The 13,889-nt window shown below is 45.2% G+C and carries 11 protein-coding genes and 1 pseudogene; 10 read left to right on the top strand and 2 right to left on the bottom strand.

Going from position 1 to position 13,889, the window contains the following annotated elements; all coding sequences use genetic code 11:
* Nucleotides 1-47 precede the first annotated feature (47 nt).
* The 3 genes from OQJ86_RS22575 to OQJ86_RS22565 all read left to right on the top strand — a co-directional run bounded on the left by OQJ86_RS22575 (nt 48) and on the right by OQJ86_RS22565 (nt 4,741).
* Nucleotides 48-1,517, top strand: a complete 1,470-nt coding sequence (locus OQJ86_RS22575) for a lactate dehydrogenase (protein ID WP_038876325.1) — start codon at nt 48-50, stop codon at nt 1,515-1,517.
* Between the two features lie 172 nt (nt 1,518-1,689).
* Nucleotides 1,690-3,174, top strand: coding sequence for a hypothetical protein (locus OQJ86_RS22570; protein WP_265991069.1), 1,485 nt, complete (start codon nt 1,690-1,692; stop codon nt 3,172-3,174).
* Nucleotides 3,158-4,741: a GGDEF domain-containing protein gene (locus tag OQJ86_RS22565; protein WP_039976813.1), complete on the top strand. Its 1,584-nt coding sequence runs from the start codon at nt 3,158-3,160 to the stop codon at nt 4,739-4,741. Before OQJ86_RS22570 ends, OQJ86_RS22565 begins: the two co-directional genes overlap by 17 nt.
* Nucleotides 4,742-4,804: 63 nt before the next feature.
* Here the strand turns inward: OQJ86_RS22565 and OQJ86_RS22560 are convergent, their stop codons facing one another.
* Entirely contained in the window at nt 4,805-5,695 is an 891-nt protein-coding gene (locus OQJ86_RS22560) for a DMT family transporter (protein WP_038868470.1), read from the bottom strand.
* A 146-nt stretch (nt 5,696-5,841) separates the two neighbouring features.
* On the opposite strand from OQJ86_RS22560, the gene OQJ86_RS22555 reads away from it, so the two are divergent.
* The 5 genes from OQJ86_RS22555 to OQJ86_RS22535 all read left to right on the top strand — a co-directional run bounded on the left by OQJ86_RS22555 (nt 5,842) and on the right by OQJ86_RS22535 (nt 10,843).
* Nucleotides 5,842-6,228: a DUF3302 domain-containing protein gene (locus tag OQJ86_RS22555; protein ID WP_038868469.1), complete on the top strand. Its 387-nt coding sequence runs from the start codon at nt 5,842-5,844 to the stop codon at nt 6,226-6,228.
* Nucleotides 6,228-7,358: an HlyD family secretion protein gene (locus OQJ86_RS22550; protein WP_265991066.1), complete on the top strand. Its 1,131-nt coding sequence runs from the start codon at nt 6,228-6,230 to the stop codon at nt 7,356-7,358. Before OQJ86_RS22555 ends, OQJ86_RS22550 begins: the two co-directional genes overlap by 1 nt.
* 312 nt (nt 7,359-7,670) lie before the next feature.
* On the top strand, nt 7,671-8,219 hold the full coding sequence (locus OQJ86_RS22545) for an ECF-type riboflavin transporter substrate-binding protein (protein ID WP_038868496.1): 549 nt from the start codon (nt 7,671-7,673) through the stop codon (nt 8,217-8,219).
* Between the two features lie 6 nt (nt 8,220-8,225).
* Nucleotides 8,226-10,007, top strand: a complete 1,782-nt coding sequence (locus tag OQJ86_RS22540) for an ABC transporter ATP-binding protein (RefSeq protein ID WP_265991064.1) — start codon at nt 8,226-8,228, stop codon at nt 10,005-10,007.
* On the top strand, nt 10,004-10,843 hold the full coding sequence (locus OQJ86_RS22535; protein WP_038868466.1) for an energy-coupling factor transporter transmembrane component T family protein: 840 nt from the start codon (nt 10,004-10,006) through the stop codon (nt 10,841-10,843). The genes OQJ86_RS22540 and OQJ86_RS22535 overlap by 4 nt, the downstream gene beginning before the upstream one ends.
* Nucleotides 10,844-10,947: 104 nt before the next feature.
* On the opposite strand, the gene OQJ86_RS22530 is transcribed toward OQJ86_RS22535, so the two are convergent.
* Nucleotides 10,948-12,129 (bottom strand): MFS transporter, encoded by a 1,182-nt coding sequence (locus OQJ86_RS22530; RefSeq protein WP_265991062.1) that lies wholly within the window; start codon nt 12,127-12,129, stop codon nt 10,948-10,950.
* A gap of 332 nt (nt 12,130-12,461) precedes the next feature.
* Between OQJ86_RS22530 and OQJ86_RS22525 the strand changes: the two genes are divergently transcribed.
* Nucleotides 12,462-13,208, top strand: a complete 747-nt coding sequence (locus tag OQJ86_RS22525; protein ID WP_265991100.1) for a metalloregulator ArsR/SmtB family transcription factor — start codon at nt 12,462-12,464, stop codon at nt 13,206-13,208.
* 448 nt (nt 13,209-13,656) lie between these two features.
* Nucleotides 13,657-13,889: pseudogene (locus tag OQJ86_RS22520) on the top strand (IS110 family transposase); the annotation flags it as partial.

The following is a 13,889-nucleotide window of genomic DNA, read 5'->3' as shown; positions in this document are numbered from 1 at the left end:
GCAGCCGGGGCCTGACCGGCTGCAAGAATTATCCCGAGGGGGCGATTGTGTCTAACGGCGAACTGCCAAGGGACGCAGATGGGTTACAACTCAACTTTTGTAAAACATTGGCGTGTGACAACTTTGGATTGAGTGATGCAAAGCGATACGTTTTGCAACATGCTAACCCTAAACGTCCGGCGATGGTATGCCGTGAGTGTGGAGCTTTCCCCCCCTTACTTAATAATCGCGATGTAGTGAACGAGCTTCATCGTCTGCGTCACGTCCACAGTGACGGATTACCTGCTTGTCGCAACGATGACTGCGATAACTTTGGGCTTTCTGTCCATACTCATAAACACCTCTATCACGCTTTCGGTTACAGTGGCGATCGCCAACGTTACCGCTGCAAAGTGTGTCAAAGTACCTTTGTCGATAAATGGTCTGGTGCCAATAAAAAGCTTCAGTTCCAAGAGAACTTGATGGGCTTGTTGTTTACCGGTTATTCCGTTCGCGAGATCTGCCGTAAACTCAGCATTAATCCAAAAACCTTTTACGATCATGTTGATCATATTGCTAGCCGCTGCCGCCGCAAACTGGCAACGATCGATGCTCGCTGGGTAAACCATGCCGAGCACTATGAGTTGGCGTCGAACTATGTTTCCCTGCAACCACATAGCAACAACGGCGTATACTGGATCGCTTCTGGTGAAGCACACTCTGGCTATATTCTATGTCAGCATGTGAACTATTCTTCTAATGATGAGCCGGTCGCAGCACTGGATCATAACCCTTACGATGAAGTGTCACGTTTTGTATCACAGGAATACACCGCAGAAGCAAGTGAAGCACCCGGCGAACCTTCGAAGAAACTTCGCGAGCGTATCGACCAGAAGTACCAAACCATTTTGGCGCGTGGTAACGTAGAGGACCCACTGGGCAACCTTTCTGTTTTCCATTACCCGTCAAAAGGTGCTTTGATTCGCCCGCCTTACACCTCTTACGCTCACTACCTACATGTATTGGATATGTGCTGCCCAGAGAAACGGGTTTCTATTTACATGCCTCAAGATCCCCTGCTCCGCTCTGCCGCGTTGAGCGTTTGTTTATCTCGTATTCAAGAGAAAAACGTTGACTTGATGTACGTTGAAGAAGATGCAAACTGGGATATGACTGCGCCATTTGGCAAAGTAGACATTGCTTACATGAGTTGGTGGCGAGATCGTTGGGCGATTTCACGTCAATACGAAGCAAACAAAGGCATTTGTTACTTAGCTGGCGACAATAACGAACCTGAGTCATGGTTCAATGTTGCGACAACACGCCACATTCAATTCTATCAAAATCGTTTTCAGCTTCTGTTTGAGAGCTTCATCAACGAGCCACGTCGCAAATTACGACCTGCTGGCATATTACCTCTTTTAGATATATTCAGAGCTTGGCATAATTTGTGCTATCAAGATAAGCAAGGGCTTACCGCCGCTCAGAGGCTGAAAGTAACGGACGCACCTCTGACGATCAAACAACTGCTGTCGTGACTATTTAACACTTTACTCATTTAAATGTGGTAAATAGATGCTGACCACGGTATATATTACGGTACCCAATACCTTATTGGTGTAGCATTCTTCCTACACCTGAAATGATAGTCGCATCTAACCACATAATATTTAGGTGTAAATTCCAGTTCGATAGTCATGGATGTGAACGTTGGATAAAAGCCAAATTCAGCTAGAAGCAGAGCTAAACGCCCTCGATGGCCAGATAAAATCTGATCCGGAACGCGCATTTCGAATCGCCGAACAATGCAGAATTCGTGCGGAGCAAATCCTATTTGTTGATGGCGAAATTCGAGCATTGATCATCATGGCGCATGCCTGTTGGTGTAGCATGGACTACCGACACGGGCTCAAACTCGTCAAAGACGCCTACAGCCTTCAAATTCAACTCGACACCCACGATCATTTACCTGAAATCCTTCACCTCTTCGCCTTGCAATACTGGGGACAAGCTAAATACTACTCCGCCCAACAGTACTGGATAAATGCGTTAGAACAATCCGCATTGGTTGATGACATTGAAATCCAAATCGAGGCCCTTATCGGACTTGGTAACGTTTGGCGCATCACCAACGAACACAAACTAGCCGCATCCACACACGAATTAGCCGTCAAAGTGGCAAACAACGTCCGTATTGCATGGTTAGAAGGCAAAGCTCGAATCCTACTCGCATGGGATTATTATCTGCTGAATAACTTCGTTGAAATGCTGACGGTGCTAGATGGCGCTACCGAGGTACTTCGTGATCATGACGACAACACATGGCAAGCTGAAATTTGGGATTTTAAGGGATTGGCATTACTGGGATTAGAACGTCTCGATGCAGCAGAAGAGGCGACTCAGAAAGCACATCAACTCGCGATTGAACAAGACCTAACTTGGATGAAAGCGCACTCCTTCATCAGCCGAGCCCGACTCGAATTGCTGCGCAAGAATACCGAAAACGCCGCCTCCTTACTGCAATCTGCAGAGCAGTCCGCCCTGAGCTTTGATAATGGTGAACTGCTCAGCCAAATCTGCTTTCAGCAATCGCGCGTCGCAGAAGAACAAGGCGATTATGAAGGCGCTTTCCAAGCCTTCCAAAAATATCGCAAACATGCGCTTAAAATGCTCAAGGAGCAGACGCATCGAGTAAGTATGGATAAAGCGCGAGGATCTAAACGTCAGTTAGAGCAACGCGCGAGAAAGCTCATTAACCGTATTCGTGCCCAGCATGAATACGATCCAGAAAAACAGTTCTCCAACGTTGTATCCGAAACCTATTGGTGGGAGCAACTGGTTCTATTCAAAACAGAGCTTAAGCAATCAAACCACGCGATCATTATGATCCGCCATACTGAGCCAGCTTTCCTTGATGTGTGTACTGAGCTCGTTCACTCATTAACGACATCCAGTGACTTGATCTCTCGTTTGAGCAGCGATCGCTTAGCTATGTTGATCGCAGAGAAAGATCAAGCGGCAGAAGACTTGTACCGCACGGTTTGTGCCATGTTAGACATCTACCCTTGGAAACGACGTGGCTTAGCCGGAGCTAAACCGACCCTCTATCTGCAAGATATCCTGACCTTCCCGTTCACATTGGAGCAATTGGAAGAAAGCCACATTGAGGTAATGAAGAATGGAACAACTGCTTAGTAAAGTGACCGATGCAGGCATGGACCCTTCTTCTGTTACTGGCGAAGAAGCGCTGATCCTTTGGGAACATATCCGCTTTCATATCGCGTCAACAAATCGTGAAAAAGCCCATTGCCACATCATCAGCGCAGAATATCGCAGCAAAATCAAACAGCTGAGTACCAGCATTGAAGAGCTTAGACAAGCTTTAGACTTACTCAAATTGCCTGAGGATGTCGAAGACATTCTATCCGTCAAAGCGAGCCTGAGCGATCGTCTGGTTGAAAAGGGCGATTACAACGCAGCGTTAACGGAATACATAGCTTCCACCAACATTGCGGTGGAATACGGTTATATCGACGAATACGTACTTGCCATTATTGGCATGGGCAACTTGTGTGACGCTTATGGTGACCATAACAAGGCGCTACGCTACTACCAAAAGATTGATGCTATAGACCATGCTATTGGCAGTCGTTCGCTTAGGTTGCGTTACAAGCTTTACATGTTAGCTTGCTATATCAGTATACAGCGCATTGGTTCAGCAACTGACTTACTTAGCGAATGTGAAGAGTTGAGTATTTTGGTGAGTGACAAAAACCTCACCAGCCAAATTCATTTATACCGTGCTAAGTTATTGCGTCTACAAAACGAGTGCAACCAAGCCCTGATTGCGATTTCACATATTCAATACTCGACAGGTAAGCAGCACACTCAATGGCTGTCGACCATGGTGAAAATCGAAACGGCTTACTGCTTAAACGAAATCGGACACCAATCTCTGGCAAACCTGCTTTTATCCTCGACAGGCAAGCGCATTAATGAGTATTCCTCTCCACTGATCGCCAATCGCTTTTACAATGCAATGAGTCAAGTGTGCTCTTCTCAAGGCCAATTTAAAGAAGCACTCAACTACGAGAAAAAAGCATTCCGTGTTGAATCCGACCTCATCAAACATATCCCAATCGGTGAGCTAGGTGCAGCCCAATTACGTCGCCTCACTCGCTTTGAGTTGCAGCTTAAATTGATTCTTTCTGAGATTGAAAACAAAGAGCTGAAAGAAACCACTAAACAGCACAAAAATACCGTAGCGCAACTACAGCAGGATGTATTTACCGACCCACTCACTTCGCTGCACAACCGCCGTTGGTTAGAAGTGAAGCTGAAAGACTTGTTGTTGCATGACACGTCATTTGCATTGATGGTGATTGATATTGACCATTTCAAATCAATTAACGATGAACTGAGTCATTTAGTCGGTGATAAAGCAATTCAGAACGTTTCAAAAGAGCTGTCTAGCTATTTTAAATTCCGAGGGTCATCTTGCGTTCGCTTTGGCGGTGAAGAATTTTTGGTGATTCTGGAAAATACAGAACTTGCCCGTGCAGAGATGCACGCCGAAAACTATCGCGAACGTATCTATCAGTTTGGTTGGCATGAAATATTAGGTGAGCGTGGCTTGACCGTTTCCATCGGTATCACACTTCATCGTGAAGGCGAGAACACACAACGTACCTTCTATCGCGCTGATAAAGCCCTCTACCGAGCCAAGGCCAACGGCCGGAACCAAGTGTGTACGGAGCTTTAAAGCAATCAATAAAAAACGCCCCAGCATCAACTGGGGCGTTTTCTTTGGATTCAATCAACAATATTACAGGAAGAAAAGCGAAATACCGCCCAACGCCATCAAGGTTCCCATGACACTTTTCACACCCACCTTTTCCCCGCGCACAGCATAGATCACCAAGATAAACAACGGACTGGTTGCAATGAGAGTTTGTGCAATCGCTGGATTGGCGTATTTCAATGCAACTTGCTGTAACCATAACGCTAGGAAAGTCCCAACGAAAATCGCCAGCAATAGCCAACCCATGGCTTTATTCCCCATTGTTGTGATGTGCCGTTTAATCCCTTTAAATGGTGCAGGTTCGACAACCTTAATCACAAGACACACGGCAAGCACACCAATGCTCAATCGAATCAATGCGCCTAAGAGCGGCGGCAAATCACCCGCGACGAGGGCATAGTGAGAAATCACCACACCTGAAGCTTGGCAGACACTGGCCAATAAACCAAAACCAATGCCACTCCAATTTGTCGCCTCACCGGAAGAAGAAGGCTGGAACACAACAAAAGTCACCGCTGCGGTGGTAACCACCACACCAAGCCAACTCTGCAAGGTTAACTCCGAACCTAAAAAAACCAACGCAAGCACACCAGACAACGGCGGAGCTAGAGATTCCAACAGTAAGGTTTTGTTTGGCCCAATGCGCTTGAGCGCGGCGAAATAGGCAGAATCACCAATCGCAATACCAATCACCCCAGACACCGCCAACACCGCCAGATGCAGTGGCTCGATCTGGGTAGGTAAACCTTGCGGCAGTAATGGCATCACCACCAGCATCATCATTGATGCAATAATGCCTTTCACAATGTTCAGCTGCATCGCCGAAAAGCGGTGGCTAAATTGGCTATATATCCAAGTGGCCAAAGCCCATACTATCGCAGCGCCAATGGCCGCGATCTCACCAGAATATTGCACTGCTTACTCCTTCGTATTGCATGCCGTATCTCTCAATAACAGTGAATCAAATTATAAATAACTTGATTCACTTATTGTTCTATCAAATACTTAAACAGTTAATTTACGTAAGTTTTTCTATTTGGCAACAAGCACAGGGAAGTAAGATGTTTCTAGACTATTTTGCACTTGGGTTACTCATTTTCGTTGCTTTGGTTATCTTCTACGGAATCATTGTGATTCACGATATTCCTTATGAAATAGCGAAAGAGCGCGAGCATCCTCACCAAGATGCGATTCATTATGCAGGCTGGGTTAGCCTTTTCACATTACATGCACTTTGGCCGTTTCTGTGGATTTGGGCAACCTTGTGGCGTAAAGAACGTGGCTGGGGCTTTAAGCAGCTCGAACAAGAAACACATGATATACATCATCGACTTGAAGAGCTAATTGATGAAGTCAACGAATTGAAAAAAGAAGTCTCAACGCTGAAAGGTAAACAACCTGTATCAAGCGTTTCAGTTCAAAAAGAACAAGGTAAGGAGGAACAATAATGGATTTACTACTGGTTCTGACTTACGCAGCGCTATGTATCGCGATTTTTAAAATCTTCAATATCCCATTGAATAAGTGGACAGTACCAACGGCTGTACTCGGTGGCGTAGTGTTGGTCGGTACACTTATCTTACTGATGAACTACAACCACCCATTCACACAGATTGGTAACCAAGTATTCTCAACCACACCGGTGGTATCAGGTGTCCGTGGTCGAGTGATTGAAGTACCTGTTCAAGCAAACCAACCGTTGCAAAAAGGCGATGTTCTTTTCCGTATCGACCCGATTCCGTTCCAAGCAGAGGTCGATAAGCTACGCGCGAAAGTGAAAGAAGCAAGCCAAGGTGCATTGGGGTTAGAGTCGGGCGTTCAAGAAGCAGAAGCTGCGGTCATCAAAGCCCTTGCAGAGCGTGATAAAGCGCAACGCGAATTCAACCGTTATCAACGTGGTTTTGATCGTGGCGCGTTCACTGAGCAGCAACTGGATACTCGTCGACAAGCGTTTAAAGCCGCCCAAGCAGCACTAGAGGTGTCGCAATCTAAACGAGAACAGGCACAAATCGCACTTGACTCGGAAGTTGGTGGAGAAAATACGCAAGTTGCCTCATTGCTAGCAGAACTTCGCCAGGCTGAGTTCAATCTTGATCAGACCGTTGTTAGAGCCCCAACCGAAGGCTATGTAACGCAGCTTGCTTTGCGCCCGGGAGTGATGGCGGTGCCTTTACCGCTAGCACCAGTGATGACTTTTGTGCATACCGAGCAAAAACTGTACACAGCCGCTTTCCGCCAAAACTCTTTGCAACGTTTAGAACCCGGATTTGAAGCGGAATTCATGTTCCGTGCACTACCTGGTAGTGTGTTCAAAGGCAAAGTGATTGAAGTACTGCCGGCAATCGGTGAAAGCCAATTCCAAGCTCGTGGTGCGCTACTTGGTACAGAGGCCCTCCGTACAAGCGGACGTGTATTTGTAACGCTTCAAATCACTGACGATCTAACTGAATATCATCTACCACTAGGTACAGCCGTAGAAGTCGCGGTTTACTCGGACAGTTTCACCCACGTTTCTATCATGCGTAAAGTACTTATCCGAATGAAGAGCTGGCAAAACTACCTATACCTAGATCATTAATTTAACGAACAAAAATCGTACTAAAAAGTGTAATCAGGGGCTGACAGTTAGCCCCTGGTTGCATTCTAGCCATCCAGACAGATAGCATTCCCACTTTTATCAATATTCTGTATAATGCGCGCCTTATTTTTGATGCTTGCTGTAAAACTAAGCCAGTCAAAAGGATGCGTGAATCCAATCACACATTTCTTGAAGAAAGATAGAGCAAACAATAAGCAGCTTGGTTGTTTCCAAACTTTGTTACACAATCAGCGCTATAAAAACAAAGCAAGTGAACGTTCTTTAAAATCGACAATTGAACTGAGGTTATCTATGAATCTTTCTGCTAAAACCGTAGTGGTTATTGCAATCGGTGCTGCGCTATACGGCATCGGCGGTTTGCCAATGTTTGGCATTCCTGTGTTTGCAAACACGACGCTGAAACCAGCAATGGCGGTATTGGCATTGTTCTCAGTGTTATTCGGCCCTCTTGTAGGCTTCTTGGTTGGCTTCATTGGCCACTGGGTTACTGACCTATTTGCAGGCTGGGGCGTATGGCTAACTTGGGTACTTGGTTCAGGTATTGTCGGTTTGATCATCGGTCTTTTCCCTTCTCTAACACGTAATCGCTTAGAGACAGGTGACTTCAATATGAAAGATTTCGCGTTGTTCGTGGTGCTTGCTCTATTGGGCAACGTATTTGGTTACGGCTGCTCAGCCTTCCTAGACACCATCTTGTATGCAGAACCGTTCACTAAGGTATTTACACAGCTGTCGATCATCGCACTGGGTAACACCATTCTTATTGCTATTGTTGGCTTCTTCATTCTTAAGTCTGTCGCAAAACGTAACAAGCAAAGCCGCAACTTAACAGAGGCTTAATGTCGAATGACAATCGAATTTTCTAACTTCTCTTTTAGATATGAGTCGCTGGACAAACCGACGCTAAAAAATATCAATCTAAGGATAGAGAAAGGAGAGAAAATCGTCATTATCGGTCCAAGTGGTAGTGGTAAATCTACCCTTGGCCAATGTCTTAACGGACTGATCTCACATGCGATTAAAGGGGAAACCAGTGGCCAGCTGACCATCAATGGTCAAGACACTGCCCCTTTTGACATGCACCAATTCACCGAACAAGTTGGTACCGTACTGCAAGATACGGACAGCCAATTTGTTGGTTTGAGCATTGGTGAAGACATCGCATTCGCGTTGGAAAACCAATTGATGTCTAACATCGACATGTACCCATTGGTCAAAGCAACGGCCAAAATGGTCGATTTGGAACAGATGTTAGATCGCTCTCCTCACGATTTATCAGGCGGTCAGAAACAACGCGTTTCTTTAGCTGGTATTTTAGTCGACGACGTCGACATCTTGTTGTTTGACGAACCACTTGCTGCCCTTGATCCAAAGACGGGCAAAAAAACCATCGAGATTATCGATGACCTGCACCGTGAAACGGGTAAAACCATCATCATTATCGAGCACCGTCTTGAGGATGTACTGCATCGCTCTGTTGACCGCATTATTCTGATGGAAAGTGGTGAAATCATCGCAGATACCACACCAGATGAGATCTTAGCGTCCCCGCTTCTTGAAGAATACGGTATCCGTGAGCCTCTTTATCTTTCTGCTTTGAAAGAAGCAGGCTGCGCGATTGAAGGCGATGCAAAGCCATCGAGCTTAAGCACATTGCCATTGGCGCAATACCAATCCACCGTCAGCGCATGGTTTGAAGCCTCACAAGTAGCAGAGGTTGCAACCCCAACCGATACGCTTCTAGAAGTTCGTGATCTTACTTACTCATACGATGGCGAAAAGAACGCGCTTGAAGGGGTCAGTTTTGATGTCAAACGCGGTGAGTTTTTATCGGTATTGGGTAAAAACGGCTCTGGGAAATCCACCATCACTAAGCTTGTGATGGGCGTGATTGAACCAGATAACGGCTCAATGATCTTGAATGGTCAGGACCTCAATGAACTAAGCATTTTTGAGCGCAGTCAAAAGGTTGGCGTGGTAATGCAAAACCCAAATCATATGATTTCGCATCACATGATTTTCGACGAAGTGGCTTTTGGCCTGCGTAACCGTGGCGTTGAAGAGAAACAAGTCAAAGCGAAGGTATTGGAAGTCCTTGGCCTGTGTGGTTTGAGCAAGTACCGCCATTGGCCAATTGAGGCATTAAGCTACGGTCAGAAGAAGCGTGTGACGATTGCATCGATTCTTGCCCTAGAGCCTGAGCTTTTGATTCTGGACGAGCCTACTGCTGGACAAGATTACCGTAACTACACATCAATGCTGAGCTTTATCGAGAAGCTTAATCGTGAACTTGGCATTACGGTGATGATCATCTCGCACGACATGCACTTGGTCTTGGAATACACCACTCGTTCCATCGTGATTGCTGATAGCAAGTTGATTGCCGACGCACCAATGATCGAAGTGTTTAGTTCCCCAGCACTGTTAGATCAAGCGAACCTAACTACAACCAGTTTGTATGAACTGGCTACTGAGTTAGGCATTGAGAACACGAACGACTTTATGCAGCACTTTATTGACGTTGAAAAAGCGCGTCGAGAACGTGAAAACAACGCCGATATCCAAGCTTCAAAAGCTCAAGATTCACAAAATAATGATGCTAAAAACATTGAGAAAGTAGTGGCATGAAAGACAACAAGATGAAGTTTGGTATCAACTACATCGATACCCAATCGCCACTGCACAAACTCAATGGCATCACCAAGTTTTTGATGTTCATTGCATGGGTAACGGTGGTACTTACAACCTTTGATTTGCGCATCATTACTCTACTGATCGTTGTAGGTCTTGGTTTGCTAAAAATGACCAAGGTACCTTTCCATGTGTACAAGCCTTTACTGATCGGTACAGGCAGTGTTTTGTTGATTAATGCGCTGTTTATGTTTGCATTAGCGCCGCAACAAGGCAGTGAATACATGGGCTCAACAACAGTATTGTTGTCGTTACCGGGTAATTACTCACTCACCCAAGAGACCTTGTTCTATCTGGTCACGGTGACACTGAAGTACTTCAGTATGTTCCCAATTGCCTTGGTGTTTGTATTTACCACGCATCCTACTGAGTTTGCAGCAAGTTTGAACCGCATGGGTGTGCCTTACAAAATCGCTTATGCCGTCAGTTTGACCTTGCGTTACTTGCCAGAAGTGAAGAAAGACTTCGTGAACATCATGCACGCTCAACAAGCTCGTGGTGTTGAACTGAGTAAGAAAGCGCCGTTGTTTACCCGTATGAAGAACGTTTCTAAGATCTTAGGTCCGCTGATTTTCTCTAGCCTAGATCGCGCTGACCAAATCTCTAACGCGATGACATTGCGTGGTTTTGGTCGTCATTCTTCTCGTACTTGGTACAGCCTAAAGCCGCTGACCAAAGCCGATATGGTGTGTATGGCAGGCATCGTCGTGATTGTCACCGCTGCGATTAGCAAACGCGTTATAGACACTCAACTGTTTTGGTATCCGTTCTAAACGAACCAGTCTCACGTTGAAAACCGAATACAAAAATGGGATGCCTCTGCATCCCATTTTTATAACCCAATTTCTCGGTAAGTTATTGAGTAGTAAGTACTAACTTAGTTCCATCTCAACACACGAGTTTCGTTACCCTCTTCCGGCTTAGCTGGGATATTCAAGGACAGTAACAAGCTCACTGCGGCCATAGCTGCACCAATGTAAAACACGCTTGAAGGCGAAACCAACCAAATCACACCAAAGGTTACCGGAATCACGACCGCTGCAATGTGGTTGATGGTAAACGCTACACCAGCGGTTGATGCCATGTCCGCCGGATCGGCTATCTTCTGGAAGTAAGTTTTGATTGCAAGTGCCAGTGCAAAGAACAAATGGTCAATCACGTACAATGCTGCCGCCCACTCCGCAGTTTGCACTAAACCGTAACCGACGAAGACAAAAATCAGTCCCACATATTCAAACATCAATGCTTTGCGCTCGCCAACAGCTCCGATAAAGCGACCAATACGTTTAGCAAACAGGAAGTTGAACAAGTAGTTGATTAAGAAAAGCAGTGTGATGTCCGCAGCCGAATAGCCAAACCTCTCCACCATCAAGAAACCAGCGAAGACCGTGAAGATTTGACGGCGAGCACCACTCATAAAGGTCAATGCATAATAAAGCCAGTAACGCTTACGCAACACCAACTTTTTGTTTTGTGGAACTTCCGTTTTGAATTCAGGGAACGCAAACGCCATCACCAGAATCAATACAAAACCGATACCGCCCGCCAGCAAGTAAACCGTTTTGAATTCTAATTTGAGCTGCTCAAGCAGAATCCAAATCGCACCATAAGTAATCAAAGACGCTAGTGCACCAACCGATATAAATTTGCCTAACATTTCTGGTGCTTCTTCTTTGGTTAGCCATTGCAAAGAAAGGGATTGCTTTAACGTTTCAAAGTAATGAAAACCAGTCGACATCAACAAGGTTGTAAAAAGAAGTCCAAACAAAGATGGGAAGTAACCTGTGATTGCCGTGCCCAGTGTCAGCATGGCGAGCGAGACCAACATAAAACGTTGCTCGCGGATAAACAGCAAAACAAAGACAACAGTGAAAGCAAGAAAACCGGGAATCTCACGCACACTTTGCAGTAAGCCGATATCTGCGCCATCAAAGTTGGCTTTTTCGATAACGAAGTTGTTCAGTAGCGCCATCCAAGTGGAGAAGGCAATAGGAACAATAATGGAAATCAGCAGAAGAAAGTTCTGTGGCGTTCTCCAGCTTTTATGTGGCGTATTCATGATGAGTCCTTAGAATATGAAGCCGCCATCATACCGCTAAATGTAACAAAATCGCAATATCCTTATAAATTGTTCACTTACCAACTTTCATAACATTATCCTAAACTTAGCGACAAGTCCCATTAAAAACACTCACGACCAAGATTGCAATCTTGCTATTTTTAAACATTTTTTTACATCCTCTTCCTTTGAAACAAACCCGTTTTCGTCGGCAACAATTGAAGCTTATGCTTGGAGATAAAAGGTTGTGAGCTTCTTGTTGAACGCGTGCAGAGTTATACTATTGCCATTCGTCTTTCTTTTCGGCATCAGCCAACACTTTTTGTCTCGATATTATGAAAAAACAAGTCCTGTTTCTTTGCACTGGTAATTCCGCACGATCTCAACTTGCTGAAGCGATATTTAACCATATGGCGGGTACGCTCTTTCATGCTGATAGTGCAGGCGTTCACCCTAGAGAAGTAGACCCAAGGGTGTTTGAAGTATTAGATGCACATTCAATCTCTGGCGAGTCACTGCATTCGAAGGATTATGCCGACGTTGCGAACAAGTCTTATGACTTTGTGGTTACATTGTGTGATAACGCCAAAGATGAATGCGTGATCTTCGAACAAAACATCGACCAATTACATTGGAACCTAGTCGATCCAAAACCACTCGAAGGCACAGAACCGTTCCAAAATACGGCCAAAGAATTGATCGAGCGCATCAGTCTATTTCTACTAGTAAACAGTGAAGAAAACCGAACACAAGTGGACCCAAGTAGTTTTTTTAAACTGATGAGCGATCCGTTGCGGCTCAAAATATTGATGCTGCTAGAAGATGAACAAGACTTAACCGTCACCGATCTCAAAAACGCTTTGAACGAAAGCCAGCCAAAAGTCTCTCGTCACTTAGCATTGCTACGAGACACGACATTCTTAAAAGATACACGCCATGGCTTATGGATCCATTATCGTCTTTCCCCTTTGCTTCCTATGTGGATTAAGCATCTACTCCAAATAGTGCGTGTCGGTAATCCAGGCATCATTAATATTGAAAAAAACCGCTTGAAAGCCGCACAACAAAGTGAGCAATAACCTTTTTCACTAAGCTTAAGACATACTGATGCCTCGATGAAAAACCGCTGCATAAATGATTTGGAGCGGAATCACTTTGTCAGCGACAAGTCAGTATCAAAACTTGGCGTTAACCCCCCACAAGTAAGAGACTGATAATATTGGAAAAAATCACCTTCAATTCGTCATATTGGGTACAACCCAATATCATAAACACCCCATGAACAAGTGAAATGCCTTCGTGGTGAGCATCGTTAAAATTCCCTTTATTCAAGATGCCTTTTGCAACCGTAACCAACACGATATTGTTGAACTCGATTTGCTACTTATTGTCCCGACTCCAGCTAGTAGCAGTTTGTGACTCCACATAAGCCTTCCCCACCCACTCCTAGGGTGGGCTTAATTATATGGTCCGCCCCACTCTCAAGCCCTTAAGCTTAGAGTAGGCTCTCAGAATGAGGTGAATCATATGTCTTCTATTCATATTTTAGGTATCGACCTAGGCAAGCACTGTTTCCACGCTATCGCTCATAACCGTTCAGGTGCGGAAGTATTACGTCGTAAGTTTAATCGAAACCAACTCCAACATTTCCTTTGTAAAATCGAACCAACAACCATTGCTTTCGAAGCTTGTGGCGGTGCTCATTGGCTCGCTCGTAAGTGTGGTGAATACGGCCATCAAGTTCGACTCATTCCTCCCCA

It is taken from the genome of Vibrio sp. Sgm 5, assembly GCF_026241575.1.
Lineage (GTDB): Bacteria > Pseudomonadota > Gammaproteobacteria > Enterobacterales > Vibrionaceae > Vibrio > Vibrio jasicida.
The sequence above is the reverse complement of the archived record's forward strand: the minus strand, read 5'-3'. Positions and strand labels throughout refer to the sequence as shown.